General features: G+C 72.7%; 24 protein-coding genes (1 of these 24 only partly in view). 3 read left to right on the top strand and 21 right to left on the bottom strand.

Annotated elements, in window-relative coordinates; translation table 11 throughout:
* The 10 genes from tyrS to argC form a co-directional block, all read right to left on the bottom strand.
* Positions 1-690, bottom strand: partial view of a tyrosine--tRNA ligase gene (tyrS, locus tag ACVGV0_RS13065; protein WP_459155944.1) — the 5' portion only. It extends 585 nt beyond the left edge of the window; only the first 690 of its 1,275 coding nucleotides appear in the window; the start codon lies at positions 688-690; its stop codon lies beyond the left edge, outside the window.
* 32 nt (positions 691-722) lie between these two features.
* The gene (locus ACVGV0_RS13070; protein ID WP_459160007.1) at positions 723-1,340 is read right to left on the bottom strand and encodes a DNA-3-methyladenine glycosylase; all 618 of its coding nucleotides are present in this window, start codon (positions 1,338-1,340) and stop codon (positions 723-725) included.
* A 51-nt stretch (positions 1,341-1,391) separates the two neighbouring features.
* Entirely contained in the window at positions 1,392-2,744 is a 1,353-nt protein-coding gene (gene argH / locus ACVGV0_RS13075; RefSeq protein ID WP_459160008.1) for an argininosuccinate lyase, read from the bottom strand.
* A 209-nt stretch (positions 2,745-2,953) separates the two neighbouring features.
* Positions 2,954-4,147 (bottom strand): argininosuccinate synthase, encoded by a 1,194-nt coding sequence (locus ACVGV0_RS13080; protein WP_459155945.1) that lies wholly within the window; start codon positions 4,145-4,147, stop codon positions 2,954-2,956.
* Positions 4,140-4,679, bottom strand: a complete 540-nt coding sequence (locus tag ACVGV0_RS13085; RefSeq protein WP_459155946.1) for an arginine repressor — start codon at positions 4,677-4,679, stop codon at positions 4,140-4,142. The genes ACVGV0_RS13080 and ACVGV0_RS13085 overlap by 8 nt, the downstream gene beginning before the upstream one ends.
* The gene (gene argF, locus ACVGV0_RS13090) at positions 4,679-5,602 is read right to left on the bottom strand and encodes an ornithine carbamoyltransferase (protein WP_459160009.1); all 924 of its coding nucleotides are present in this window, start codon (positions 5,600-5,602) and stop codon (positions 4,679-4,681) included. The genes ACVGV0_RS13085 and argF overlap by 1 nt, the downstream gene beginning before the upstream one ends.
* On the bottom strand, positions 5,599-6,789 hold the full coding sequence (locus ACVGV0_RS13095; RefSeq protein WP_459155947.1) for an acetylornithine transaminase: 1,191 nt from the start codon (positions 6,787-6,789) through the stop codon (positions 5,599-5,601). Before ACVGV0_RS13095 ends, argF begins: the two co-directional genes overlap by 4 nt.
* On the bottom strand, positions 6,786-7,700 hold the full coding sequence (argB, locus tag ACVGV0_RS13100; RefSeq protein ID WP_459155948.1) for an acetylglutamate kinase: 915 nt from the start codon (positions 7,698-7,700) through the stop codon (positions 6,786-6,788). The genes ACVGV0_RS13095 and argB overlap by 4 nt, the downstream gene beginning before the upstream one ends.
* Positions 7,697-8,857 (bottom strand): bifunctional glutamate N-acetyltransferase/amino-acid acetyltransferase ArgJ, encoded by a 1,161-nt coding sequence (gene argJ / locus ACVGV0_RS13105; RefSeq protein ID WP_459155949.1) that lies wholly within the window; start codon positions 8,855-8,857, stop codon positions 7,697-7,699. Before argJ ends, argB begins: the two co-directional genes overlap by 4 nt.
* A 26-nt stretch (positions 8,858-8,883) precedes the next feature.
* The gene (argC, locus tag ACVGV0_RS13110) at positions 8,884-9,912 is read right to left on the bottom strand and encodes an N-acetyl-gamma-glutamyl-phosphate reductase (protein WP_459155950.1); all 1,029 of its coding nucleotides are present in this window, start codon (positions 9,910-9,912) and stop codon (positions 8,884-8,886) included.
* A 161-nt stretch (positions 9,913-10,073) separates the two neighbouring features.
* Here argC and ACVGV0_RS13115 point away from each other — a divergent pair, with 161 nt between their 5' ends.
* On the top strand, positions 10,074-10,724 hold the full coding sequence (locus ACVGV0_RS13115; protein ID WP_459155951.1) for a GNAT family N-acetyltransferase: 651 nt from the start codon (positions 10,074-10,076) through the stop codon (positions 10,722-10,724).
* 117 nt (positions 10,725-10,841) lie between these two features.
* Here the strand turns inward: ACVGV0_RS13115 and pheT are convergent, their stop codons facing one another.
* The 6 genes from pheT to infC form a co-directional block, all read right to left on the bottom strand.
* Positions 10,842-13,331, bottom strand: a complete 2,490-nt coding sequence (gene pheT / locus ACVGV0_RS13120) for a phenylalanine--tRNA ligase subunit beta (protein ID WP_459155952.1) — start codon at positions 13,329-13,331, stop codon at positions 10,842-10,844.
* A gap of 46 nt (positions 13,332-13,377) precedes the next feature.
* On the bottom strand, positions 13,378-14,445 hold the full coding sequence (gene pheS, locus ACVGV0_RS13125) for a phenylalanine--tRNA ligase subunit alpha (protein WP_459155953.1): 1,068 nt from the start codon (positions 14,443-14,445) through the stop codon (positions 13,378-13,380).
* A gap of 153 nt (positions 14,446-14,598) precedes the next feature.
* Positions 14,599-15,444 carry a TrmH family RNA methyltransferase gene (locus ACVGV0_RS13130; RefSeq protein WP_459160010.1) on the bottom strand — a complete coding sequence of 282 codons (846 nt, stop codon included), beginning with the start codon at positions 15,442-15,444 and terminating at the stop codon, positions 14,599-14,601.
* On the bottom strand, positions 15,441-15,809 hold the full coding sequence (gene rplT, locus ACVGV0_RS13135) for a 50S ribosomal protein L20 (RefSeq protein ID WP_459155954.1): 369 nt from the start codon (positions 15,807-15,809) through the stop codon (positions 15,441-15,443). The genes ACVGV0_RS13130 and rplT overlap by 4 nt, the downstream gene beginning before the upstream one ends.
* Before the next feature lie 121 nt (positions 15,810-15,930).
* On the bottom strand, positions 15,931-16,125 hold the full coding sequence (gene rpmI / locus ACVGV0_RS13140) for a 50S ribosomal protein L35 (RefSeq protein WP_459155955.1): 195 nt from the start codon (positions 16,123-16,125) through the stop codon (positions 15,931-15,933).
* A gap of 121 nt (positions 16,126-16,246) precedes the next feature.
* Positions 16,247-16,819: a translation initiation factor IF-3 gene (gene infC / locus ACVGV0_RS13145; protein ID WP_459155956.1), complete on the bottom strand. Its 573-nt coding sequence runs from the start codon at positions 16,817-16,819 to the stop codon at positions 16,247-16,249.
* 266 nt (positions 16,820-17,085) lie between these two features.
* Between infC and ACVGV0_RS13150 the strand changes: the two genes are divergently transcribed.
* On the top strand, positions 17,086-17,451 hold the full coding sequence (locus ACVGV0_RS13150) for a DUF1844 domain-containing protein (protein WP_459160011.1): 366 nt from the start codon (positions 17,086-17,088) through the stop codon (positions 17,449-17,451).
* 131 nt (positions 17,452-17,582) lie between these two features.
* Here ACVGV0_RS13150 and ACVGV0_RS13155 read toward each other — a convergent pair whose 3' ends face one another.
* The 4 genes from ACVGV0_RS13155 to ACVGV0_RS13170 are packed head-to-tail and all read right to left on the bottom strand — an operon-like array spanning position 17,583 to position 21,548.
* Complete coding sequence (locus ACVGV0_RS13155) at positions 17,583-18,401, bottom strand: ABC transporter permease (RefSeq protein ID WP_459155957.1); 819 nt, start codon at positions 18,399-18,401, stop codon at positions 17,583-17,585.
* Positions 18,398-19,354, bottom strand: coding sequence for an ABC transporter permease (locus ACVGV0_RS13160; protein WP_459155958.1), 957 nt, complete (start codon positions 19,352-19,354; stop codon positions 18,398-18,400). The genes ACVGV0_RS13155 and ACVGV0_RS13160 overlap by 4 nt, the downstream gene beginning before the upstream one ends.
* Complete coding sequence (locus ACVGV0_RS13165) at positions 19,351-20,031, bottom strand: class I SAM-dependent methyltransferase (RefSeq protein WP_459155959.1); 681 nt, start codon at positions 20,029-20,031, stop codon at positions 19,351-19,353. Before ACVGV0_RS13165 ends, ACVGV0_RS13160 begins: the two co-directional genes overlap by 4 nt.
* Positions 20,028-21,548 (bottom strand): ABC transporter substrate-binding protein, encoded by a 1,521-nt coding sequence (locus tag ACVGV0_RS13170; RefSeq protein ID WP_459155960.1) that lies wholly within the window; start codon positions 21,546-21,548, stop codon positions 20,028-20,030. The genes ACVGV0_RS13165 and ACVGV0_RS13170 overlap by 4 nt, the downstream gene beginning before the upstream one ends.
* A gap of 242 nt (positions 21,549-21,790) precedes the next feature.
* On the opposite strand from ACVGV0_RS13170, the gene ACVGV0_RS13175 reads away from it, so the two are divergent.
* The gene (locus ACVGV0_RS13175; protein ID WP_459155961.1) at positions 21,791-24,400 is read left to right on the top strand and encodes an ABC transporter substrate-binding protein; all 2,610 of its coding nucleotides are present in this window, start codon (positions 21,791-21,793) and stop codon (positions 24,398-24,400) included.
* Positions 24,401-24,530: 130 nt separating this feature from the next.
* On the opposite strand, the gene ACVGV0_RS13180 is transcribed toward ACVGV0_RS13175, so the two are convergent.
* The gene (locus tag ACVGV0_RS13180) at positions 24,531-25,994 is read right to left on the bottom strand and encodes an alanine/glycine:cation symporter family protein (RefSeq protein WP_459155962.1); all 1,464 of its coding nucleotides are present in this window, start codon (positions 25,992-25,994) and stop codon (positions 24,531-24,533) included.
* Positions 25,995-26,176 lie beyond the last annotated feature (182 nt).

Raw genomic sequence — 26,176 nt, forward strand, 5'->3', positions numbered from 1 at the left:
GCGTCCCTCCGAATCGGTCACCAGCGGTGAGGTCAGCGCGTGCGCCTGCTCACCGTCCTGCCGGCGCACCAGGTCGACGCCGGCGATGATGTTGCCCCACTGGTCCGAACCGCCCACCTGGAGCTTCGTGCCGTAGCGCCGGTGCAGCTGCACGAAGTCGTTGGCCTGCAGCAGCATGTAGCTGAACTCGGTGTAGGACATGCCGTCGGTTTCCAGGCGCCGCTTGACGGTGTCCCGGGACAGCATCGTGTTCACCGAGAAGTACTTGCCCACGTCGCGGAGGAACGCGGTCACCGGCAGCTCGGCCGTCCAGTGCGCGTTGTTCTCCATGACCGCGCCGGTCGGCGAGTCGTCGAACTCCACGAACTGCGCCAGCTGGCGGCGGATGCGCTCGGTCCACTCGACGATCGTGTCCTCGTCGTGCAGGTTGCGCTCGCCCACGTCGCGCGGATCGCCGATCAACCCGGTCGCGCCGCCGGCGAGGACGACCGGGCGGTGCCCCGCTCGCTGGAACCTGCTCAGCATCAGCATCGGCACCAGGTGGCCCGCGTGCAAGCTCGGCCCGGTCGGGTCGAAGCCGGAGTAGAGAGTGAGCGGGCCGGCGGAGAGGTCCCGCCGCAGAGCGTCGAGTTCGGTGGACTGCGCGATCAAACCGCGCCAGGACAGTTCGTCAAGGATGTGCTCACTCACGAGCACCAGTCTGGCGCACCGCACCACCGGTTTTACGCCCGGGCCCGCGCCCCGCTGCGCCGTCCTCCGCGGCGGTAGGAGCTCACCGAGGGGGAGCCGTCCACCCACGAACGCCAGGGCAGGTCCATCGCGGCGGCGACACCCACCCGCGGGCCGCTGCGCACGTCGTCCTCGTCGACCTCGCCGCCGCGGTAGAGGCGGACCGCGGAGTCCGGGCTGGTCAGGTCGACACCGTTGTGCTCGCGGGACACGCCCAGCACCCCGGCCAGCCGAGCGGGGCCGCTGGCCAGGTGCCTGTCCTTGCGCACGGCGGGGCGGCGCGTGCGCGCCAGCTCCACACCGGTGGTGACCTCCCCGGCGCGCAGCAGCACCGCACCCGGCACGCCGTCGGTCAGGCAGACGACGTTCATACAGAAGTGCATCCCGTACACGAAGTACACGTACAGGTTCCCGGCGGGGCCGAACATCACGGCGTTGCGCTCCGTGCGGCCGCGGTAGCAATGCGAAGCGGGATCGTCCTGACCGCGGTACGCCTCGACTTCGACGAGGCGCACGCCGACCTCGCCCTCCGGGCCGGTCGAGCGCAGCTCGCACCCGAGCATCCGCCGCGCCACCCACAGGGGGTCGTCGGCGAGTTCCTCGCTGTTCACCTGATGCACGACCGGCACACTACCGCTCCGGGACCGCGGGCCTCGCAGGCCTCACTCGCCCAACCACGCGCGGTGCTGCCGCACCGCCTCCGCGACCCGCTCGCGCTGCTCGGCGACCCGGTCCGGCGCGGTGCCCCCGCGGGCGTTCCGGGAGGCGACCGAGCCGGCCACCGTGAGCACCTCCCGGACCTCCGGGGTGAGCGCGGGGTGCGCGGCGGCGAGCTCGGCGTCGCTGAGCTCGTCCAGCCCCGCCCCCCGGGCCTCGGCGGTCCGCACGCACGCACCGGAGGCCTCGTGCGCCTCGCGGAACGGCACGCCGCGGCGGACCAGCCATTCGGCCAGGTCGGTGGCGAGCGTGAAACCGGCCGGGGCGAGCTCGGCCATCCGCCCGGTGTGGAACGTCACCGTGCGCATCATCCCGGCGAAGGCGGGCAGCAGCAGGTCCAGGTGCGCAACCGAGTCGAACACCGGCTCCTTGTCCTCCTGCAGATCCCGGTTGTAGGCCAGCGGCAGCGCCTTGAACGTGCTCAGCAGGCTCGTCAGGTTGCCGATGAGCCGCCCCGACTTGCCGCGGGCCAGCTCGGCCACGTCCGGGTTCTTCTTCTGCGGCATGATCGAGCTGCCGGTGGCCCAGGCGTCGTCCAGCGTGACGTAGCCGAACTCGGCCGTGTTCCACAGGATGACCTCCTCGGCCAGCCGGGAGAGGTCCGTGCCCAGCATCGCCAGGACGAACGCGGCCTCGGCGGCGAAATCGCGCGCGGACGTGCCGTCGATCGAGTTGTCCACGGCGTCGGTGAAGCCGAGCTCCTCCGCGACCGCGCGGGGGTCGAGGCCGAGCGAGGAGCCGGCGAGCGCCCCGGAGCCGTACGGCGAGTACGCCGTCCGCTCGTCCCAGTCGCGGAAGCGGCTCACGTCCCGCAGCAGCGCTTGGGCGTGGGCGAGCAGGTGGTGCGCCAGCAGCACCGGCTGCGCGTGCTGCAGGTGGGTGCGTCCCGGCAGCACCGCGTCCGGGTGCTGCTCGGCCTGCGCCAGGAGGGCGTCGACGACGTCGAGCGCGCCCGCTGTCACGCGGCGGACCGCCGCGCGCAGCCACATCCGGAACTGGGCGGCGACCTGGTCGTTGCGGGAACGTCCCGCGCGCAGCTTGCCGCCGAGCTCCGCGCCGACGCGTTCGATGAGGCCCCGCTCCAGGGCGGTGTGCACGTCCTCGTCGGCGACGACCGGCTGGAACCGCCCGGACTCGACGTCGGCGGCCAGCTGGTCCAGGCCCGCGTGCATCCGCTCCAGCTCGTCCGCGTCGAGCAGACCGGCCCGGTGCAGCACGCGGGCGTGCGCCCGCGATCCGGCGATGTCGTACGGCGCGAGGCGCCAGTCGAAGTGCGTGGACGCGCTCAGCTGGGCCATGGCCTCGGCCGGGCCGGATTCGAACCGGCCGCCCCAGAGCTTGGTGGGTTCGCTGTCCTGGGTGGTCACGCGGGTTCCTCGATGTGGTCGGTGGTTCGTGCGGCGCCCCTCCGGACGCGGTGCGCCGGGCCGCGACGGCCGTCGTGCGAACGTCGCGGTCCCGGCGGGACCCGGGCTCAGCTGGACCCGGAGATCAGCGTGCTCCGGGCTCAGCCCTGGTCGCGCTTGGCGGCGATCTTGCTCGGCAGGCCCCACAGCTGGACGAAGCCCTTGGCCTGGCTCTGGTCGAAGGTGTCGCCCTCGTCGTAGGTGGCCAGGTTGAAGTCGTACAGCGAGCGGTCGCTGCTGCGGCCGGTGACGACGGCCCGCCCGGCGTGCAGCGTCATCCGGACCTGGCCGCTGACGTGCTGCTGGGTGTCCTCGACGAACGCGTCGAGGGAGCGCTTCAGCGGGGAGAACCACAGGCCGTCGTAGACCAGCTCGCCCCACCGCTGGGCGACGGTGCGCTTGAACCGCGCCTGGTCGCGCTCGAGCGTGACGTCCTCCAGCTCCTGGTGCGCGGTGATCAGCGCGAGCGCGCCGGGAGCTTCGTAGATCTCGCGGCTCTTGATGCCGACCAGCCGGTCCTCGACCATGTCGAGGCGGCCGACGCCCTGCGCGCCCGCGCGCCGGTTGAGCTCCTGCACGGCCTGCAGGGCGGTGACGGTCTCGCCGTCGAGGGCCACGGGCACGCCCCGGTCGAAGGTGATGACCACCTCGTCGGGATCGCGCGGCTGGCTCGGATCGGCGGTGTAGGAGTAGACGTCCTCGACCGGGGCGTTCCAGATGTCCTCGAGGAAGCCCGTCTCCACCGCGCGGCCCCACACGTTCTGGTCGACCGAGTACGGCGAGGACTTGGTCACGTCGATCGGCAGGTCGCGCTGCTCGGCCCAGGCGATGGCCTTCTCCCGGGTCCAGGCGAAGTCGCGCACCGGCGCGATGACCTTCAGGTCGGGGGCGAGCGCGCCGATGCCGACCTCGAAGCGGACCTGGTCGTTGCCCTTGCCGGTGCAGCCGTGCGCGACGGTGTTCGCACCGACCCCGGCGGCCGCGTCGGCCAGGTGCTTGACGATCAGCGGCCGGGACAGCGCCGAGACGAGCGGGTACCGGTCCATGTACAGCGCGTTGGTGCGCAGCGCCGGCAGGCAGTACTGCTCGGCGAACTCGTCGCGCGCGTCGGCGACGACGGCGTCCACCGCGCCGCACTCCAGCGCCCGCTTGCGCACGGTCTCCAGGTCCTCGCCGCCCTGGCCGACGTCCACGGCCACGGCGACGACCTCGGCGCCGATCTCCTCGGCGATCCAGCCGATGGCCACGGAGGTGTCCAGGCCACCGGAGTAGGCCAGCACTACCCGGTCAGTCATTGTCGTTCTCCTCGAAGTCAGGTTCGGTCGTGTCGTTTCCCGCCGGCGCGGCGGCTGCGCTGCCGGCGGCCATGGCCGTGAAGCGGTCGGCCAGTTCGAGTCCGGTCAGCGGTTCCCGGGCGGCGACCATGACGGTGTCGTCGCCGGCGATGGAGCCGACCACCTCGGCGAGCGCGGCCCGGTCGATGGCGCTGGCGAGGAACTGCGCCGCCCCGGGGGGCGTGCGCAGCACGGTGACGCTGCCGGATCCGTCCGTGCTGACGAGCAGTTCGCTCAGCAGCCGGCTCAGCCGGGAGGTCCCGCCCTGGACGGCCCGCACGGGACTGCCGTCCTCGGGGATCACGTACACCGCCGTTCCCCCGTCCGCGCCGCGGAGCTTCACCGCGCCGAGCTCGTCGAGGTCCCGGGACAACGTGGCCTGGGTGACCTCGATCCCGTCCTCGGCCAGGAGCGTGGCCAGTTCGGTCTGGCTGCGGATCTCCCGCGAGCTGACCAGGTCCACGATCCGCGCCTGTCGCGCCGCCCGTGTCATCACTGCCGTCGCACCATCCAGGCCAACAGCGCTTTCTGCGCGTGCAGCCGGTTCTCGGCCTCGTCGAACACGGCGCTCTGCGGGCCGTCGAGCACCTCGTCGGTGACCTCCCACCCGCGGTGGGCGGGCAGGCAGTGCAGCACGCTCGTGTCGCTCCTGCCGGTGGCGGCCAGCAGGTCGGTGTTGACCTGGAACGGCCGGAACGGGCTGACGCGGTCCTTGCCGTCGTTCTCCTGCCCCATGGACGTCCAGCTGTCGGTGCTGAGCACGTCGGCACCGTCCACGGCGGCGCGCGGGTCGTGCACCACGGTGATCGACCCGCCGGTCTCCGCGGCGCGCTTGCGCACCGCGGTGAGCACCCAGTCGAGGGGTTCGAACCCCTCCGGGGCGGCGATGCGGACGTGCATGCCCGCGGTCACCCCGCCCAGCGCCAGCGAGTGCGCCATGTTGTTGGCCCCGTCGCCGAGGTAGGTCAGGGTCAGCCCGGCCAGCGCGCCGTGCCGCTCCCGGACGGTCTGCAGGTCGGCGAGCACCTGGCAGGGGTGGAACTCGTCGGTGAGCGCGTTGATCACCGGTGCGGTGCTGGCCGAGGCCATCGCGTTGATGCGGGCCTGGGCGAACGTGCGCCAGACGACGGCGTCGACGTAGCGCGCCAGCACGCGGGAGGTGTCCTCGATGGTCTCCTCCCTGCCGAGCTGCATCATCCTGCCGTCGACCATGACGGGGTGCCCGCCGAGCTGCGCGATGCCGACCTCGAAGGACAACCGGGTGCGCGTCGAGTTCTTCTCGAACAGCACGGCCACGGTGCGGGGGCCTGCGAGGTCGTCGCCCCGGGGAGAGCGCTTGAAGCCGTCGGCGAGGTCGAGGACCTCGGCCTGCTCCTGCGGGGTCAGGTCGTCGTCGCGGAGAAAGTGCCGCATCAGCCGTGCACCTCCAGTTTGTCCAGGATGGCGGGAAGGTCGCTGAGCAGCGCGTCCACCTGGGACTCGTCGATGATCAGCGGTGGGGCCAGCCGCACCACGTCCGGCTGCACCCCGTTGATCAGGTAGCCGGCCGCGCGCGCGGTGTCCACGGCCTGCGCGGCCGCGGACTCGTGCAGCCCGATGCCGACGAGGAGCCCGGCCCCGCGGATCTCGCGCACGAGCGGGTGCCCGAGCTCGCGGATCCCGTCGCGCAGCTGCCGGCCCCTCTCGCGCACGTGGGCCAGCAGCTCGTCGCGCTCGATCGTGTCGAGCACGGCCAGCGCCGCCCGCGCGGCGACGGGGTTGCCCCCGAACGTCGTGGCGTGCTGGCCGGGCCGCAGCAGTTCCGCGGCGCGCCCGACGCCGATGCAGGCGGCCATCGGCAGGCCGCCGCCGAGCCCCTTGGCCGTGGTGATCACGTCCGGGGTGATGCCGGCGTCCTGGAAGGCGAACCACGCGCCGGTGCGGCCGATGCCGGTCTGCACCTCGTCGAGCACGAGCAGCGCGCCGTGCCGCTCGGTGATCTCGCGAGCGCGGCGCAGGTAGTCCTCCGGCGGGACGACGACGCCGTTCTCCCCCTGCACGGGTTCGAGGAACACGGCCGCCGTGCTGTCGTCCACGGCGGACTCGAGCACTTCGGCGTCGCCGTAGTCGACGTGCTCCACACCGCCGGGCAGCGGCGCGAACGGCGCCTGCTTGGCGGGCTGTCCGGTCAGCGCGAGCGCACCCATGGTGCGTCCGTGGAAACCTCCGTTGGTGGCGATGATCTTGGTGCGCCCCGTCAGGCGGGCGATCTTGAACGCGGCCTCGTTGGCCTCCCCGCCGGAGTTGCAGAACATCACGCGGCCGCTCCCGGACAGGCCGGCGACCTCCAGCAGGCGCTCGGCCAGGCGCAGGCCGGGCTCGTGGGCGTAGAGGTTCGACACGTGGCCGAGCTGCCCGATCTGGTCGGTCACCGCCTCGCGCACGGCCGGGTGGGCGTGCCCCAGCACGTTGACCGCGATGCCGCTGAGCAGATCGAGGTACTCCGCGCCGTCGGCGTCGGTGACCACGCACCCCGAGCCGCCCGTGAGCAGCACCCCCGGCGTGCCGTAGTTGTCCATCATGGACCGACCCCAGCGCTGGGTGAAACCGTTGTCGGAAGTCATTCGCCTTCCTCTCCTGAATCGCTGGGCACCACCATGGTGCCGACGCCGGCACTGGTGAACACTTCCAGCAGCACCGAGTGCGCCAGCCGCCCGTCGATCACGTGGGCCCGAGGCACGCCCCCCCGCACGGCGCGCAGGCAGGCCTCCATCTTGGGCACCATCCCTGAGTTCAGCTCCGGCAGCAGCCCCTCCAGGCGCTGCGCGCCGATCTTGGAGATCAGCGAGGAGCGGTCCGGCCAGTCGGTGTAGAGCCCTTCGACGTCGGTGAGCACGACGAGCTTCTCGGCACCGAGCGCGACGGCGAGGGCGCCGGCCGCCGTGTCCGCGTTGACGTTGTGCACCACGCCGTCCGCGTCGGGTGCCACGGTGGAGACCACGGGGATCCGGCCCGCGTTGATCAGGTCCGCCACGGCCGTCGCGTTGACCGTGTCCACGTCGCCGACGAGCCCGACGTCGACCGGTTCGCCGTCGACGACCGCGTTGCGCCGCCGCACGGTGAACAGCCGCGCGTCCTCGCCGGACATGCCCACGGCGTACGGGCCGTGCTGGTTGATGAGCCCGACCAGTTCGCGGCCCACCTGGCCGACGAGGACCATCCGGACGACGTCCATGGTCTCGGGGGTGGTGACCCGCAGGCCACCGCGGAACTCGCCCTCGATCCCGAGCCGGTCGAGCATCGAGGTGATCTGCGGACCGCCGCCGTGCACGATGACCGGGTGGATCCCGGCCAGGCGCAGGAAGACCATGTCCTCGGCGAAGGCGCGCTTGAGGTCCTCGTCGACCATGGCGTTGCCGCCGTACTTGATGACGACGGTGGTGCCGTGGAAGCGCTGCAGCCACGGCAGCGCTTCCACGAGGACGTTGGCCTTCTCGGTGGCGCTGGCGAGCCGGTCCGATACCTGTTCAGTCATGAGCTGTACGCGCTGTTCTCCTCGACGTAGCCGTGGGAGAGATCCGTGGTCAGGATCGTTGCCCCGCCGTCCGCGAGGTGCAGGTCCACGACGATTTCCACTTCCCGGCCGGACAAGTCCACTTCGGACCGGTCTGCCGCTCGCGCGCCGCCGGTGAACAGCGTCACCCCGTTGACGGCGATGGAGGCCCGGTCCGCGTCGACCTCCGCTTCGGCCCGGCCGAGCGCCATGGCGATCCGGCCCCAGTTCGGGTCCGAACCGAACAGCGCCGTTTTCACCAGGTTGTCCTCGGCGATCGTGCGCCCGATGCGTTCCGCCTCGGCGGTGCTGGTGGCGCCGCGCACGACGATGTCGACGGTCTTCGTCACGCCCTCGGCGTCGCCCTGCAGCTGGCGCACGAGGTCGTGGGAAGTGGTGGTGAGCAGCTCGGTCAGCTCCTGCTCGGTGGGCTCCGCGCCGGAAGCCCCCGAGGCGAGCACGAGGACCGTGTCGTTGGTCGAGGTGCCGCCGTCGACGTCGAGCCGGTCGAACGTGGCGCCGGTCGCCGCGCGCAGCGCGCGGTCGAGCACCGCGGGATCGGCGACGGCGTCGGTGGTCAGCACGCCGAGCATGGTGGCCATGTTCGGCGCGAGCATGCCCGCGCCCTTGGCGAACCCGCCGACGGACCAGCCCGCGGAGTGCGCGTGGTGCGCCTGCTTCGGCCCGGTGTCGGTGGTCAGCACGGCGGTGGCCGCGGCCCGGTCCGTCTCCGCACCGCGCGCCAGATCGGCGACCGCCTTGTCCACGCCGGACAGCACCGCCTCCCGCGGAAGGGGTTCGCCGATGAGACCGGTGGAGCAGACGGCGACCTCGATCGCGCCCGCGCCGAGCACATCGGCGACCTTCTCCGCGGTGGCGTGGGCGTCCTGGAAGCCGCGCGGGCCGGTGGCCGCGTTCGCGCAGCCCGAGTTGAGCACCACGGCCCGCAGCGCGCGCTGCTCGAGGACCTGCTGGGACCACAGCACCGGGGCTGCCTTGACCCGGTTGGTGGTGAACACGCCCGCGGCCTGCTGGCGCGGGCCGTCGTTGACCACGAGGGCCAGGTCCAGCGCACCACCGCTCTTGATGCCCGCGGGCACTCCGGCCGCGCGGAACCCCTGCGGGGCCGTCACGCTCATCGTCGCTCCTGTCTGCTGCGCGCTCGTCACGGGGCCACCCCGGTGGCGGGCAGGCCGGTGGTCTCGGGCAGGCCGAGCGCGAGGTTCATGCACTGCACGCCTGCTCCGGCGGTTCCCTTCGTGAGGTTGTCCTCGGCTCCGACGACCACGAGGCGGTCCGCGTCCGGGTCGACGGCCAGTTGCAGGTGCACCGTGTTGGCCCCGAGCGTGGCGGCGGTCTGCGGCCACGCGCCCTCGTCGAGCAGGTGCACGAACGGCTCGGCGCCGTAGGCGTCGCGGTAGACCTCGCGCACCCCCGCAGCGTCCGCCCCGGAGCGCAGCGGCGCGGTGCAGGTGGCGAGGATGCCGCGGGACATGGGGGCCAGCACGGGGGTGAACGACACCCGCACGTGCTCGCCGGCCGCCGCGGAGAGGTTCTGCACGAACTCGGGGGTGTGCCGGTGGGCCCCGCCCACGCCGTAGGCGCTGGCCGAACCCATCACCTCGGCCGACAGCAGGTGCGGTTTCAGCGCCCTGCCCGCACCCGACGTGCCGGTGGCGGCGACGACGACCACGTCCGGTTCGACGAGGCCCGCCGCGAACGCCGGTGCCAGCGCCAACGAGGACACGGTCGGGAAGCACCCGGGCACGGCGATCCGCGTGGCCCGGGTGAGCGGGTCGCGCCCGCCGGGCAGCTCGGGGATGCCGTAGGGCCAGCTGCCCGCGTGCTCCCCGCCGTACCAGCGCTGCCAGTCGGCCTCGTCGGCGAGCCGGTGGTCGGCGCCGCAGTCGATGACGACCGCGTCCGCCTCGAGCTCGGCCGCCAGCGCGGCGGAGTGTCCGTGCGGCAGCGCGAGGAACACGACGTCGTGGCCGCGCAGCTCTTCCGCGCTCGTCCCGGTCAGCCGGCGCTCGGCCAGCGGTGTCAGCTGCGGGTGGTGCTGCGCGAGGCCGCTGCCCGCGCTCTCGCCCGCGGTCAGGGCGCCGATCTCCACCTGCGGGTGCGCCAGCAGCAGTCGCAGCAGCTCCCCGCCGACGTAACCGCTCGCACCGGCCACGGCCACTCGAATCGCCATGCGGATAATTATGCATGTAGATGCAAAGTTAATCAAGCAGCCCCGCAGCGCGGGAGGGTGGGCTCACAGCGCGCACCAGCAGCGGCGCGCCGGGAACCTCCCGCACCGCTCCCCCGCTCGATCGTGGCGGGGCCCGCACGGCATCATCAACGATGATGCCGATGCCCCCGGAGCGGTCCGCGGCGCGGACCACGCCCACGCCGCCTCCCCGCGGCCGGCACGCGTCCCCGCAGCCCGCCTCCTCCGGGACGGCTCCACGTGATTCCACGACGGTCACGCAGCCGAGCTGGGTCGGTCGACGAGTGCAGCTGCGCGTGATCAGTCCCGACGACCGGCAGACGTTGGTGCGCTTCGACCGCGAAGCGGCCCGCGGCGGCGGCAGCAAGGCGGGATACCGGCACTGGGCCGCGCACCGCGCCGCCTCCGGAACCGGCGGCGACGACGCCCGGCTGGCGATCGAGACCCGCGCCGAGCGGCAGCTCGTCGGATCCCTGTGCACCACGCCGACCCAGCCGCAGGCCCGGCGGTTCAGCTACGGCATCGGCATCGGCGCGGCCCACCAGCGCCGCGGCTACGCGACCGACGCGCTGGACGTGCTGCTGGCGTTCATGTTCGCCGAGCGCGACTACCACCTGTGCGAGGTGGCCATCTACGCCGACAACCACTCCTCGCTGCACCTGCACCGCAAACTCGGGTTCCGCGAGGTCGGCCGCGGCCGCGACACCGAGCACCCGATCCAACCGGCCCCGTGCCTGGTGCGCATGACGCTGGAGCCCTCCGAGTTCCTCGCCGCGCACCGGCAGCGCTACTAGCGTCCGCGCCCCGCGGCCGGCGCGGGACGCGGACCCGCGCGCCGCGGAGCGGACCCGCGCGCCTCCTCCGCGGGAGCGGCCGATCCCCGCAGCGGGTGAGGACCGGCCGCCGGTGCGTCAGCCGCGGAGAACGGCCCCGAAGCGGTCCGCGGCCGCGGCGACCGCCGCGTCCCGGGCCCGCGTGGCCTCCTCCTGCTTGAGGGTGCGGTCCCCGGCCCGGAACCGCAGGGCCAGCGCCAGCGACTTCTTCCCCTCGCCGACCTGCTGGCCGGTGTAGACGTCGAAGAGCCGCACGTCCTCCAGCAGCTCGCCGCCGCCGGCGCGGACGGTCTCGACCAGGTCACCGGCCGGGACGGCGTCGTCGACGACGAGCGCCACGTCGAGCAGCACCGGCGGGTACGCCGAGACCGCCGGCGCCGGCCGCTGCTCGCTCACCGGCAGCGCGTCCAGGTCCACCTCCATCGCGCAGGTGCGCTTGGGCAGCTCCAGCGCCTCCACCACCTTCGGGTGCAGCTCCCCGGCGTGGCCGACGACCGCGCCGCCGACGCGGAGCTCGGCGCACCGGCCCGGGTGCCACGGCGCCAGCTCGCCGGCCGAGACGGACAGCTCCACCCCGGCCGCGTGCGCGACCCGGTGCGCGGCCGCGACCGCATCGGCCCAGTTCGCGTCCCGGCCGCCGCCCCACCAACCGGCGCGCTCGAGCTTGCCGGACAGGATCGCGCCCACGTGCCGCGGCTGCGCGGGCAGCGAGCCGTGCAGCGCGGACAGTTCCTCCCCCGAAGGGCGGGCGTGCACACCGACGTCGGGAACCTCGGCCAGGTCCGCGGAGGGCTGCACGACCTGTCCGATGTGGAACAGCGCGAGGTCGCGCTGGCCGCGGGAGACGTTGCGCCGCAACGCGTCGACCAGGCCGGTCAGCAGCGTCGTCGACAGCCGCGCGTGCTCGGCCTCCAGCGGGTTCTGCAGCGACAGCGTGCGCCGCCGCGGGTCGTCCTCGTCGAGGCCGAGCGCGTCGAGCACCTCGTCGCCGGTGAACGGGAACGGCAGCACCTCGACGTAGCCGTCGGCGGCCAGGCCGCGCGAGACGGCCCGCTCGCGGCGCTGCTCCTCGGTCAGCCCGCGTCCCGCAGGCGCCGAGGGCAGCACCGAGGGCACCGTGTGGTAACCCTCCAGGCGCAGGACCTCCTCGACCAGGTCGGCCGGCTGCTGCAGGTCGGGCCGCCAGCTCGGCGGAGTCGCCGTCACCAGGCCGACGCCCTCGTCCGAGGTGCTCACCTCGATGGCGCAGCCGATCTGCGTCAGGCGCCGCGCCGTCACGCCGCGCCCGTAGGAGACGCCGGCGATCCGGTCCGGCAGCCCCAGCGGCATGGTCACCGGTCCGGGCAACCGCGGTTCGCCGACATCGGTGCGTTCCGGAACGATCGTGCCCTCGCCGTAGCGGACGAGCAGCTGCGCGGCGAGCTCCGCGGCGACCGGGGGCAGCGCCGGGTCGGCGGAGCGCTCGAAGCGCTTGCCCGCCTCGCTGGGCAGCTTGTGCCGGCGCATCACCCGGGCGATGCTCGCCGGGTCCCAGGTGGCGGCTTCCAGCAGCACGTCGTGCGAGTCGTGGCTGATCTCGGTGGAGGCGCCGCCCATCACGCCGGCCAGCGACACCGGGCCGGTGTCGTCGCAGATGACCACGTCGTCCGGGTCGAGGTCCCGGGCGATCCCGTCCAGCGTGGTCAACTTCTCGCCGGGTTCCGCGCGCCGCACCTGCACCTCGCCGGACAGCTTGCTCGTGTCCCAGGCGTGCAGCGGCTGCCCGAGCTCCAGCATCACGTAGTTGGTGATGTCCACCGCCAGCGAGATCGAGCGGATCCCGGCCAGCGCGAGCCGCCGCCGCATCCACCACGGGGTCGGCGCGGTGGGATCCACGCCCGTGACGCGGCGGAGCACGAACCGCGAGCACGCCGAGGCGTCCGCGATGGACACCGACCGCGAGGAGCGCTCCTCCTCCGGCACCTGGCGCGCGCCGGGGTCCCCGAAGGGCACGTCCAGGGCGTTCGACAGCTCCCGGGCCAGCCCGCGCACCGAGAAGCAGTACCCGCGGTCCGGCGTGATGGACAGCTCGATGACCGTGTCGTTGAGGCCGACGAGCTCGCGCGCGTCCGCGCCCGGGGTGGCGGCCCCCGCGGGCAGCACGAGGATCCCGTCGGCGTCCTCGCCGATGCCCAGCTCGGAGGTGGAGCAGATCATGCCCTCGCTGGTGCGCCCGTAGGTCTTGCGCGCCGAGATCTCGAACTCGCCGGGCAGCACGGCACCGGGCAGCGCGACGACGACGAGGTCGCCCTCGCGGAAGTTCGTCGCACCGCAGACGATGCCGTTCACCTGCGGCTCCCCCTCGGAGGAACCGACCTCCACCCGGCAGTACCGGATGGGCTTCTTGAACTCGGCGAGCTCCTCGACGTCGGTCACGCGCCCCACGACGAGCGGGCCGCGCACCCGCGTCAACGGTGTGACCTCCTCGACCTCCAACCCGATTCGGACGAACGCGTCGGCCAGCTCCTCCGGCGTCGTCTCCTCGGGCAGCTCAAGATGCTCGGCCAACCACGAAACCGGGATCCGCACTTGGGTCAGGCCCTTCTGTCGTCGGTGGGTGTCGTTTCAGGGGTGTTCAGGATTCGATCCCGAACGGCAGGGTGAACCGCACGTCGCCCTCCACCATGTCCCGCATGTCGGGGATCCCGTTGCGGAACTGGAGCGTGCGCTCCAACCCCATGCCGAAGGCGAAGCCGGTGTAGACCTCGGGGTCGAGGCCGCAGGCGCGCAGCACGTTCGGGTTGACCATGCCGCAGCCGCCCCACTCGACCCAGCCGGCGCCGCCGCGCTTCTCCGGGAACCAGACGTCCATCTCGGCGGACGGTTCGGTGAACGGGAAGTAGGAGGGCCGCAGCCGGGTGCTCGCGTCCGCGCCGAACATGCCGCGGGCGAACGCGTCCAACGTGCCCTTCAGGTGGGCCATCGTCAGCCCCTCGTCCACCGCGAGCCCCTCGACCTGGTGGAACACCGGGGTGTGCGTGGAATCGAGCTCGTCGGTGCGGAACGTGCGGCCCGGGCAGACCACGTAGACCGGCAGCTCCCGCTCCAGCAGGGCCCGCACCTGCGCGGGAGAGGTGTGGGTCCGCAGCACGCGCCCGGACCCCTCCGGGGCGACGTAGAACGTGTCCTGCATCGTGCGGGACGGGTGGTCCTTGCCGAAGTTGAGCGCGTCGAAGTTGAACCACTCGTTCTCCAGCTCGGGGCCTTCGGCGACCTCCCAGCCCATCCCGAGGAAGGTGTCCTCGACGCGGTCGATCAGCTGCGTGATCGGGTGCCGGGCGCCCGAGGGCACCCGCTCGACCGGCAGCGTCACGTCGACCGCTTCCTCGGCGAGGACGCGCTCGTCGCGCTCGGCCCGGAGGACCGCCTGCCGCTCGTCGAAGGCGGTCTGGATCCGCTCGCGCGCGTCGTTGACCCGCTTGCCCGCTTCGGCTCGCTCCTCCTTGGACAGCGCGCCGATGGCGCGGCGCGCGGTCAGCAGCGGTGACCGCTCGCCGAGGTGGGCGGGTTTGACCCCGGCCAGCTCGTCGAGGTCGGTGGCGCCGGCGAAGTCCTCCGCCGCACGCGCCACCGCGTTCTCCAAGGTCTCCGGGGACAACGCGGCGCCCCCCGCGGCGTCGTCATGCTCGTTGGCTGCGGACATCGTTCGTGCGTAACTCCCGTTGCTCCGGTTCGGCGCGCCCGTCGGCGCGCGACGTCGCCACCCCTGTAACCCTTCGAGTCTAAGCGACCGGAGGAAGCGGATTCCGCGGTGATCCGCGTTCCGCGTGTTCACCGCGCACCGCTTCCGGCCCAGCTAGCCGCGCCGCAGGGCTCGCGCCGAGGTGTACAGGCACACGGCCGTGGCCGTGGCGAGGTTGAGGCTCTCCGCCCTGCCGTACAGCGGCACGCGGCGCACCGCGTCCAGCTCGGCGGAGACCGCTGCGGGCAGGCCGTGGGCCTCGCCGCCGAGCACCCACGCGGTGGGGGCGTGCCACTCCCCCGCCTCGGCGGCGCTGTCCACGTCCACCTCGGCGGCGCCGTCGGCACCGACCAGGCGCAGCCCCGCCTGCCGGCACCGCGCCAGCACCGCCGCGGTCTCGCGCTCCCGCGCGATCGGCAGGTGGAACAGGCTGCCGGTGGAGGCGCGCACGGCCTTGCCGTTGTACGGATCGACGCAGTCGCCGGCGAACAGCACCGCGTCGGCGCCGACCGCGTCGGCCACGCGGACCACCGTGCCCGCGTTGCCCGGGTCCGCGATGTCCACGAGAACCGCCACGAGGGTGGGAGCACCGGCCAGCGCCGCGGCGACTCCGCGGTCGGGCAGGGCGCACACCGCCACGACGCCCTGGGGCGTGACGGTCTCGGAGAGGTGCTCCGCGGCGCGGTCCGTGACTTCCCGCACCGGAACGCCGAGCGCGCGGGCCGCCGCGGCCAGCTCCTCGTGCCGCGGGTCGGCGGTGCGGAACAGCTCGCGCACCCGCATCTCGCCGGAGTCGTGCGCGGCCAGCGCCTCCCGGACCGCTCGGGCTCCCTCAGCGAGAAAAGCGCCGGCCTTGTTCCGGCCGGCGCGACGCGTGAGCTTCGCGGCCGAGACGACCCGGGACGAGCGCTGGGTCAGCGCCGCCCCGGGTCGGGCCGCGGAAGTGCCCGAGTCGATCAGGACACCCCTTCCGGCAGGTTCTCCCGCGCGACGGTGACCAGCTGGGAGAACGCCTGCGGGTCGTTCACCGCGAGCTCGGCGAGCATCTTGCGGTCGACCTCGACCTCGGCGGCCTTCAGGCCCTGCACGAACCGGTTGTAGGTCATGCCGTGCTGCCGGGTGGCGGCGTTGATGCGGGTGATCCACAGCTTGCGGAACTCACCCTTCCGGGCCCGCCGGTCCCGGTAGTTGTACTGCATGGAGTGGAGCATCTGCTCCTTTGCCTTGCGGTACAGGCGGGAGCGCTGCCCGCGGTACCCCTTGGCCGACTCCAGCGTGCTGCGGCGCTTCTTCTTGGCGTTGACCGCCCGTTTGACGCGTGCCACGAGTCCGTCCTGTCACTCTCATCGGGGGCGTGCTCCCGTGGTGCCCGCCGGCACCCGGCTGCCGCCCGAGCGGTTGCTGGATTGCGTGCGAGTGCGCCGAGCGCGCTCGGCGCGGCGGGACTCAGTCCCGCAGCAGGCGCTTGACGCGCTTGACGTCGTTCTTGGCCACCGACTCGGTGCCCTCCAGACGGCGCTTCACCCGGTTGGACTTCTTCTCCAGGATGTGGCGCCGGCCGGCCTGCTCGCGGCGCAGCTTGCCCTTGCCCGTCACGCGGAAACGCTTGGAAGCGCCGCTGTGCGTCTTCTGCTTCGGCATCGTCGTCCTCATTTCGTACTGACGCCGGGCCGGAACGAACCGCCGCCCCGACCCGGCTCCTCGGGTACGAGTCCGGCCTCGGCTCCGCATCCGCGGAGGCACCGCCGCGCGGTGCCCCCGATCAGGAGGCGTTCGCCTTGGCCTTCGCCTTGTTGTTCTTGTGCGGCGCGAGGACCATGATCATGTTCCGACCGTCCTGCTTCGGATTGGCCTCGATGAAGCCCTTGTCGGAGACGTCCTCGGCCAGTCGCTGCAGCAGGCGGAACCCCAGCTCCGGACGCGACTGCTCACGACCGCGGAACATGATCGTCACCTTGACCTTGTGACCCTGACCGAGGAAGCGGGAGACGTGCCCCTTCTTCACCTCGTAGTCGTGCGGGTCGATCTTCGGCCGGAGCTTCTGCTCCTTGATGACGGTCTGCTGCTGGTTACGGCGCGATTCGCGAGCCTTCTGCGCGCTCTCGTACTTGTACTTGCCGTAGTCCATGAGCTTGCAGACCGGCGGGCGCGCCTGCGGGGCGACCTCGACGAGGTCCAGATCCGCTTCTTCGGCAAGCCGCAGAGCGTCCTCGATGCGAACGATCCCGACCTGTTCACCGTTCGGTCCGACCAGGCGGACCTCGGGCACGCGGATGCGGTCATTGATGCGCGTCTCGGGGATGGGGCCTCCTCGGTTCGATGATTGGTGTTTCACTGCTGCACCGTGGCTGACGAGCTCGCCCCGGAAGGTCCCCGACCCCGCCGCAGCGGGAGGCACGGGCGCAGCCTTCCACCGATCGAACCGCGTACGCGACACCGTTCGGACCGCCGACGGCGCGCACCGCCGGCGGAATCGGAACCCGGAGGCCTGCGAGCCGGCCACGACGGGTGGGAGCGAACTCCGCTTTCGCCGCCCCCGGAGCACGGGGGCTGGTAGCACGTGACAGGCTAGCAGGCGTGACCGACAGCCAACCAACCCCCGTGGATCCGAGCGGTTCCTCGGGCCACGATGCCGTCTCCGAGGACAACGTCCGCTCGCTCACAGATGTTCCCAGCATCGAAGTGATCAGCCGCGCCGCGGTGATGCTCATGTCCTCGGCGGCCGAGAAGCTCGGCCTCGCCGACGAGGACCCGGACGCCTCCCCCGAGCGCGACCTCGACGAGGCCCGCCGCCTCATCACCGCGCTGGCCGGGCTGGTCATGTCCTCGGTCGAGTACCTCGGGCCGCACGCCGGGGCGCTGCGCGACGGCCTGCAGACCCTGCAGCGCGCGTTCCGCGAGGCCTCGACCGTTCCCGACGCCCCCGGGCAGGGCCCGGGGGAGAAGTACACCGGACCGGTGCACTGACCGCGCACCGACGGGGTTTTCGCTCCGCCCGGCCGGTGGCCGCACCGGCCGGGCGGAGGTGTGCCGGACGGGATCGCTCCGGCCGGCTGCGCGCTCCACCGCGGAAACCGGCCCGCGGAGTCCCCGAGCCGTCAGGCCGCGATCTCGGGGCGGGCGGACCGCCGGAGGTGCGGCCCCGCGGCGGCCGCCCCGCCGCGGCCGGCGAGGCCCGCCAGCAGGACCTGCACGAGCACCAGCGCCACCACCGGCACCAGCAGCAGCCACGGTGCCGTGCCCAGGTGGTTCACCGACTCCGCGAGCATCGCTCCCCACTCCGGGGAAGGCGGCGGCGGTCCGAGCCCGATGAATCCCAGCGCCGCCACCGTGTTGACCAGGGCCGGCAGCCGCAGCACCGCCAGCTCCGCGCTGGCCGGGACCACCCGCGGCAGGATCGACCGCCACCAGATCCGCCCCGTGCCGGCGCCGACGGCGCGGTGCGCCGCGACCCACGGTTCGCTGCGCAGCGCGGTCGTCAGGGCATCGGTGTGCCGGGCGAACGGCAGCCAGGCCACCCCGACGAGCGCCAGCAGCAGCGTGCCCCGGCCCGGTCCGGCGACGAGGCTGGCGACCAGGGCCACCAGCAGCGGCGGCAGCGCGACGGCGACGTCGACGACCGCGCGCACCACGCGTGCGCCCCTCCCGGAGGACCACCCCGTGGCGCAGCCGACGAGCACGCCGACCGCGGCGGAGACGACCAGCGCCGCGACCGCCGTTCCCAGCGTCGCCGGGGCACCGTGCGCCAGCCGGGCCAGCACGTCGCGCCCCAGCTCGTCCGTGCCGAGCGGGAACCGCGCGCTCGGCGGTTGCAGCACCGCACCCATCCGCGTCCGCCACGGGTCGCGCAGCATGCCGGCGGTGGAGCAGAGAGCGAGCAGCGCGGCCAACACCGCCGGTCCGATCCAGCGCCTCATGCCTCGGCCTCCCGGGAACGCGGATCCACCAGCAGGCGCAGCCCGTCGGCGAGCGCGCCCACGGCCAGCGCGATCGCGGCGGCCACGAGCAGCCCTCCCTGGACCACGGGGACGTCCTGGGCCCGCACCGCGTCGACGAGCGTCCAGCCGAGACCGGGGATGTCGAAGACGACTTCGACGGCCGCGGTGCCGGCGATCATGCCCGCCGCGTTGTAGGTCGACACCGACAGGGCGCCGGGCAGCGCGGGGCGCGCCAGGTGCAGCAGGCGCACCCGCCACTCGCCCACCCCGCGGGAGCGCGCGGCGGTGAGGAAGGTGGCTTCGCGCAGCTGCCGGGCGTGCTCCCGCGTCGTCGCCGCCACCGGCGCGGCCAGCGAGGGCACGAGCGAGAGCACCGGCAGGGCCATGGAGGCCGGTCCGCTCCAGCCCGAGCTGGGCAGCAGGTGCCAGGTCACCGCGAACAGGGCGACGAGCAGCGGAGCGAGCGCGAACTCCGGCACCGCGGCCGCCATCCGGCTGCCGATCCGGACCATCCGGTCCACCGCCGACCCCGGGCGGTACCCGGCGACGAGGCCGGCGAGCACGCCGCCGAGCAGCGAGACCGCCAGCGCGGCGCACATGAGGCTCAGCGAGACCGGCAGCGCGCTCCCCAGGATTCCCGCCACCGGCGCACCGGACACCCAGGACGCCCCGAGGTCGCCGGTGAGCAGCCCGCCGAGGCGGTGGGCCACGCGCACCGGCAGCGGCTGGTCGAGGCCGAGGTCGGCGCGCAGCGCGGCGAGCACCTGCGGGTCGGGGCTCGCGTCGGAGTAGCGCTGCGCCAGCACGGTGCGCGCCGAGTCCACCCCGGTCAGCTCCGGCAGCAGCATGGCGACGACGGCCACGGCGGCCAGCACGACCGGTGCGACGGCCAGCCGCGTGAGCGCGGCGCCGCGCACCCCGGTATCCGTCACGACTGCGGGGTGCGTGCGCTCAGCAGGAAGAAGCCCGGCGCACTCGGGTACGGCGCGGTGTCGAACAGGTCCGTGCGGTCGGCGATGCCCTCGAAACCGGCCTGCGCGGCGAGCTCCGCGCAGGCCGCGAAGTCCAGTCCGCGGCCGAGCGGCAGCCCGCCGAGCTGCGGTGCGTAGCTGGCCGCGAACCGCTCCTGCACGCTGGGGTCGTTCTCCTCCGCCCGGCCCCAGAGCGCGTCCGTGACCAGCAGCAACCCACCCGGGCGGAGTCGGGTGCGCCAGGACCGCAGGGCCCGGGAGGGCTCCGGCAGCGTCCACAGCACGTTGCGGGTGACCACGGCGTCGAACGGGCCGGAGGGCGGCTCGTCGGCGGTGCCGACGAGCCAAGTCGCCGCCACGCCGTCGGCCGCGGCGTTCTCGCGGGCGACGGCGAGCATCCCGGGCGAGGCGTCCTGGCCGGTCACCCGGTGCCCCTCCGCCGCGAGCAGCCGCGCGAGGAAGCCCGTGCCGCAGCCGCTGTCCAGCACCCGGGCGCGCGGGCCAGCCGCTTCGGCGACGAGCGGGGCGATCCGCTCCCGCCACGCGGGGCGGGCGGGGTTCTGCCCCGGCTGCTGGTCGTAGCCGCTCCGGGCCCGCTCGTCCCAGTAGTCCACGATCGTGTCGACGGCGGCGGTCATGAGACGGAGACCTCCTCGGTGAGCAGTTCCTGTTCCAGCGGGTCGGCGGGGAGGCCGCGCACCCCGGCGCGGTGGGCGATCTGGGCCTGTTCGTGGAACAGCGGGATCCCGACCTGGTTCTCGGCGAGGACCGCGTCGGCTTCGCGGAACAGCTCCGCGCGCCGCGCGGGGTCGCTCACCGTGCGCAGGGCCTCGTTGATCCGCTCGAGTTCCGGAGCGCAGAAGTGGTCCAGGTTCAGCGAGCCGTCGCAGGTGAAGTCGCTGCGCAGGTAGCTGCTCGCGTCCGGCGTGTCGACGAGGTAGTTGCGCGAGTACACCAGCCCGTCGAGCTCGCCGGACAGCATCCGCTCCTCGAGCTCGGTGGAGGGCGCCTGCACGATGCGCACGTCGAAGCCGGCCTTCTTCAGCTGGTCGGCGACCGCCGTGGTCACGGCGGGCAGGTCGGGCCTCTCGGGGTAGGTGCCGATCGTCACCGAGGGGCGCTGCTGCCCGGTGGCCTCCGCGAGCATCCGGCGGGCCTGCTGCGGGGCGGCTCCGCCCGGTCGTTCTCCGCTGCTCCAGGGCACGGCGGGGCCGAAGTACCGCTGGGCGGGCACGCCGCGGCCGCGCAGCACGCCGTCGACGAGGGCCGGCCGGTCGACGGCGCGGGCGGCGGCGCGGCGCACGCGCTCGTCGGCGAAGGGCCCGCGCTGCGTGTTGACGTGCAGCGCGGTCGTGCGCGGCAGATCCACGGTGGACTCGCGCAGGTCCGGGTCCGCGGAGACCTCCTCGGCCTGCGAGACGGGCAGCTTGTCGATGACGTCGAACTCGCCGCTGCGCAGACCGTTGAGCCGCGCCGAGGGGTCTTCCACGAAGCGCACCTCCGCGCGGTCGAGCTCGGCCTTCGACCCGCGGTACTCGTCGAACCGGCGGAGCTCCACCGATTTCGCGCCGTGCACGGAGGTGATCTCGAAGGGGCCGGTGCCCACGCCGGCACCGACGTCGACCCCGTCGTTGCCCTGGAAGGCCGCGGGGGCGAGGATCGCCGCGTTCGGCCCGCCCAGGCGCAGGGGCAGGATCGGGTCGGGGACCTCGGTGCGCACGACGAGGGTGCGCGGTCCGGCGGCTTCGGCGCCGCTGACGATGCCGCGCATCGTGCGGGGAGGCGTGCTGGCGTGCGCGACGTTGTTCAGCGACCGCGCCGCGGCCTGGGCGGTGAGCGGTTCACCGGAGTGGAAGCGCACTCCCCCGGCGAGCGTGAAGCGCCACTCCCGCTCGCCGCTGCGCTGCCAGGATTCCGCCAGCTCGGGGTGCGCTCGACCGCGCAGGTCGACCTCGGTGAGCGATTCGGTCACGCCCAGCTGCGTGAGCAGGATCGCGTCGTCCGAGGCGGGGGACCACCCGGAGCGCGGCGGGATGCCGATGGCCGCGTGCAGCGCGTTGCCCTCGCCGCCGGCACCGGTGAACCCGCATCCGGCCAGCAGGGCCGTGACGAGCGCCAGCGTCGGCAGCCCGACCCGGCGTCGCAGGCAGTGCAACTGCCACCTCCTTGCAATAACTCGACCCGGGGATTCTGGCACAACACGAGCGGTGCGCGGACGCGAACGCGTGCGTGATCACAGCGGGCGGGAGCGGACGGCCCAATCGGCTGGGCCGGGCGCGGCGCCGGCTCCTCCTCCCCGGCGACGCGGGATCGCGGGTGCGCGGAAATTCGCGCAAAAACGATCACAACGAGCGGCGTGATCAGTACTCTGCGGCACCACCGTCACGAGGAGGTGCCGTGTCGAACGAGAGGCAGCCCCGCAGCAACGACCGCGACGTGGTCGCCGCATTCCGCGGGCACTGGTTGCGGTTCAAGCGCCGCAAACAGATCCGGGACCACCCGGTCATCCACCTCATCAACCCGTGGGACGAGGACACGCAGCTGGTCGAGAGCATCGCGGAGGAGCTCAGCACCAAGAAGATCCCGCACACAACGCTCACCTCGGACGCGGAGATCGCCGAAGACGCCGGGGATACCACGGCGCAACTCCGGGAGGCGCTCGACGAGGCCACGAGGACCTTCAAAGATGGGGCAGCCACGGAACGCATCGGACCGCTGCGCTTCCCGCGCTTCCACTTCCTCAACTACCTGCTGAAGCAGAACCCCGTCGAGCGCCACTCCCTCACGGGCTACGTGATCCGCGAGCACGAGACGCGCGGACTGCTCTCTCCCAGAACCCACGCCCAGAACAGTCACGACCAATCCCAGCAGGGGCAATCGGACTCCTCCGCGAAGGACTCGCTCCGGCACACGTGGCAGGGCCTGCTCGAGACGCGCCCGCTCTCCGCGATCGCGAGCCTCGTGCTCGTGGTCGGGTTCGGGTACATAGGCCTGCGGCTCTTCCACCGCGTGCTGCGGTGGATCATGCGTCAGCCCTACCTCGCTCCTCGGCAGAACGGCAACATGCACAAGCTGGTGCAGCGCCTGCTCGTCTCCCAGCACGAGGACCCCACCCAAGTGCGCAAGTTCCTCGTGCACGCCTTCCTCGAGGACCTCGCGGAGAACTACACGCGCCGGCTGAAGTGGCTGCCGAAGGACAGCTACCCGGTCCTGCTCGTCAGGAACGCGCATGAGGGGTCGCTCGGCGCGCTGCTCATCCGCCTCATCAACGACGTCCGCAACGGAACCGGAGCATCCGACCCGCTGCTGGTGATCGCCACCGGCCGGGAACCGCTCAACCAAGCCGAAACGCCCGAGGAGTCCCCTGACTCGCTCGAGACGTGGAACAACCGGCTCAAACAGGCACGCCGGCGCCGCTCCCCCGTCGCCTGGTACTTACCGCTGCAGACGGCCGACGTCCGGCAAAACCCCGATCTCCTATCGCGCAAGTCCGCCTCGCGCGGGCGGGAACTGCGCCATTCGCGGCTCTTCCGCGCGGTTCCCGTGCTGACCGTGTTCGCCCTCGTCGTCTCGCTCGGGGTCACCGAGTACGCGCTGAAGGAGCAGCACTGCGGGCGGTGGTGGCCGTGGTCCGACCGCACCGATGTCCGCGTGCTCGATGGCGAATGCGTCGGCTACTCCGCGGGCGAGCACGTGTTCACCGACGCCGACTCCGAGAAACCGGACCTGGTCGCGGACCTCGCGCGGGCCCAGCGCCGCGTCTTCGCCAACAACGCGGACGTGAACGAACGGGCGGCGAACACCGACATGCCCACCTACACCGTGGTCTACCTCGGCATCTTCACCGCCGACCCCGGTCAGGCCTCCTCCCTCGCGGGCACCGCCGAGGAGCTGCGGGGACTCGCTGCTGCCCAGGAGCAGATGCTCGAGTACGGCAGCGCCGTCCGCGTCCACCTCGCCAACGGGGGATCCACCATGGGGCACGCCGGTCAGGCCGCCGAGGACATCGTCGAGCGAGCCGAGCAGGACCCCTCCCTCGTCGCCGTCGCCGGCATGGGCGGCAGCTGGGGCAATACCCGGACCGCCATCCACCGCCTCGGCCGCGCGGGGCTGCCGATGATCGGGACGACCACTTCCGCGGAGGCGCTCGCGCAGAACAGCGAGCTGTTCCACCAGATCCCGCCGGGGAACCGGCGCGAGGCCGAGGTCGTCGCGCACTACCTCAGCGGGAAACCGGACGCGCCGGAGCACGTCCAGATCTACCACAGCGCCGCCGACGCGGATCCGTCCAACCTGGACCTCTACAGCGAGGACCTCGCGGTCAAGACGAAGCAGGCGCTCGAGCGCCGCGGCATCCGCGCCACGCTCGTCGACGAGAAGCCCATCGTGCAGAGCAACATCGACTGCAACGCCGCGTTGTTCTACGCCGACCGGTCGGCGGGGCTCGACCACTTCCTGTACTCCGTGCAGAACGCGTGCGAAGCGGACTCGTTCCCGCACCTGCTCGCCAGCGACGACACCTCGAAGTACGTCCTCGGCGAAGAGCTGTCGAAGTACCGCGAGATCACGCTCGACTACGTCTCGTTCGTCGGCCCGCCCACGCCCAACGGCGCCGACGGGCCGCAGGTGGACTCCGCGGAGCAGCGGGCCTACCTCGCCTACGACGCGGTCTACCTCGTCCACCACGCGGTGAACACCGTCCTGGCCGGCCAGAACCCCGGTAGCAACGGCACGGGCGCCCCCACCGAACCCATCGGTCCGGCGACGGTGTGGCGCGGCTTGGCGGAAGTGGACCTGAACAACGTGCTCTACGGCAGCAGCGGCGATCTCGCCTACTGGCAGCCGAGCGGTTCCGGCGGCGGTGTCCACCGGCAGATCCCGGTGGACGGCACCATCGCCATCCGCCGCATCACCGCGCAGGAGCACGGCACCACGCAGCCGCAGGACCTCCTCGTCTGCAGATTGGTCGGCGCTGACCCCGACTGCCCGACCGCCCTGGGGCGGTGATCCCGGCGCGGCCGGCGAACGCCGCAGCAGCCTGCGTCGGCTCCGCCGCGCCACCGCGCCGGCGCTGCGAGGTCGCGGCGCCGGGGCGGTGGCAGCGCTTGCCGCAGGAGCGGTCGGGCCGCGGCCGTGCTCAGCCGGGGACGGTGCGCTGGGCCGGTTCCGCACCGGTGGGCTCCGCCGGTTCCCAGACCTGGACGCCCCGCACATCGGGCAGGCGGTCGCGGGTGAACACCGGATCGAGACCCTGCCTGCGCTGCTGCACGTAGTCGTCGAGCAGCTTGAACAGGACCCCGCTCAGCGGGGCGATCGCGGCGAGGTTGACCAGCGCCATCACGCCCATCGAGGTGTCGATGAGGCTCCAGACGAGTTCCGCCGAGCCGATGCCGCCGAGGAAGACCGCGAGCATCACCGTCACCCGGAAGCCGGTGAGCACGCGCTTGCTCCGGGTCAGGAAGCCGACGTTGGCCTCACCGTAGTAGTAGTTGCCGAGCACCGTGGTGAACGCCACGAGGAACAGGATCCCCGCCAGCAGGTGCACCGCCCAGCCGCCCAGGGCGGTCTCCAGGCTCGCCTGCGTCATCGCGGCACCGCTGTGGTCGCCGTAGGTCGGGTCGCCGAGCAGGATGATCATCGCGGTGACCGAGCAGACCAGCAGGGTGTCGATGTAGACGCCGAGGCTCTGCACCAGCCCCTGCTTGACCGGGTGGCTCACCGATGCCGAAGCGCCCGCGTTCGGAGCGGAGCCGAGGCCGGCCTCGTTGGAGAACATGCCGCGCCGCACGCCCTCGACGAGCGCCGCGCCGATCCCGCCGGAGACGACCTCGCGGAAACCGAAGGCATTGGCGAAGATCTGCTCGAACACGCCCGGAACGTGTTCGATGTTGAGCGCCACGATGACCAGCCCGAGCAGGATGTAGATCAGCGCCATGAACGGCACGAGGAGTTGCGCCACGTGCGCGATGCGCCGCACACCGCCGAAGATCACCAGGCCCACGAGCGCGGCCAGCACCACCGCCAGGACCGGGCTCAGCCAGCCGACGTCGAGACCGATGTCGGTGAAGGACGTTCCCACCGCCTCCACGATGGTGTTGCTCTGCAGGGCGTTGTTGATGAGCCCGAAGGTGATCGTGATGACCACGGCGAACAGCACGGCCATCCACCGCGACCGCAGCCCGTGCAGGATGTAGTACGCGGGTCCACCGCGGTATCCCGTGCTGATGCGCTCCTTGTACAGCTGGGCCAGTGTGGACTCGACGAAACTCGTGGCGCCGACGAGCATGCCCATCAGCCACATCCAGAACACGGCACCGGGCCCGCCGATGGCGATCGCCGTGGCCACGCCCGCGATGTTGCCGGTGCCGATGCGCGCGGCCGCCGAGATGGCGAAGGCCTGGAACGAGGAAACCGCCTTCCCGCCGTCCTCCGCCGTTTCGGCCGAGCCGAACACGGAGCGGACCATCTCGGGAATCATCCGGAACTGCACTCCGCGGGAACGCACCGTGAAGTACAGGCTCAGCAGCGCCAGGACCGGAATGATGAGGTAGAGCCAGAAGGCGTCGTTGAACGCCGTGATCGCCCCTTGGAGCGTTTCCACCGAAGATCTCCTCCCTGCACGGACGCGGCGCTCGTGGCACCACGCGTGTCGGGCGTCGTGCGCCGCGGGGTCTCCGCGGCGGTTCGACAGCGGCCAGTCGGCCAGCACCGGCCGACGCCGCGAACGGCACGGGGCGACCGGCGGCCGAATTGGCTCACCACCGTAACCCGTCAGAGCGATGA

The organism is Salinifilum ghardaiensis (assembly GCF_054491345.1).

What these genes read in the sequence shown, in the direction of transcription:
- argH (WP_459160008.1), bottom strand. Translation starts at nt 2,744, where the DNA reads ATGGCCCAGCTGAGCGCGTCCACGCACTTCGACTGGCGCCTCGCGCCG.
- ACVGV0_RS13080 (WP_459155945.1), bottom strand. Translation starts at nt 4,147, where the DNA reads ATGACTGACCGGGTAGTGCTGGCCTACTCCGGTGGCCTGGACACCTCC.
- ACVGV0_RS13085 (WP_459155946.1), bottom strand. Translation starts at nt 4,679, where the DNA reads ATGACACGGGCGGCGCGACAGGCGCGGATCGTGGACCTGGTCAGCTCG.
- ACVGV0_RS13095 (WP_459155947.1), bottom strand. Translation starts at nt 6,789, where the DNA reads ATGACTTCCGACAACGGTTTCACCCAGCGCTGGGGTCGGTCCATGATG.
- argB (WP_459155948.1), bottom strand. Translation starts at nt 7,700, where the DNA reads ATGACTGAACAGGTATCGGACCGGCTCGCCAGCGCCACCGAGAAGGCC.
- argJ (WP_459155949.1), bottom strand. Translation starts at nt 8,857, where the DNA reads ATGAGCGTGACGGCCCCGCAGGGGTTCCGCGCGGCCGGAGTGCCCGCG.
- argC (WP_459155950.1), bottom strand. Translation starts at nt 9,912, where the DNA reads ATGGCGATTCGAGTGGCCGTGGCCGGTGCGAGCGGTTACGTCGGCGGG.
- ACVGV0_RS13115 (WP_459155951.1), top strand. Translation starts at nt 10,074, where the DNA reads ATGCCCCCGGAGCGGTCCGCGGCGCGGACCACGCCCACGCCGCCTCCC.
- pheS (WP_459155953.1), bottom strand. Translation starts at nt 14,445, where the DNA reads ATGTCCGCAGCCAACGAGCATGACGACGCCGCGGGGGGCGCCGCGTTG.
- rpmI (WP_459155955.1), bottom strand. Translation starts at nt 16,125, where the DNA reads ATGCCGAAGCAGAAGACGCACAGCGGCGCTTCCAAGCGTTTCCGCGTG.
- ACVGV0_RS13155 (WP_459155957.1), bottom strand. Translation starts at nt 18,401, where the DNA reads ATGAGGCGCTGGATCGGACCGGCGGTGTTGGCCGCGCTGCTCGCTCTC.
- ACVGV0_RS13165 (WP_459155959.1), bottom strand. Translation starts at nt 20,031, where the DNA reads ATGACCGCCGCCGTCGACACGATCGTGGACTACTGGGACGAGCGGGCC.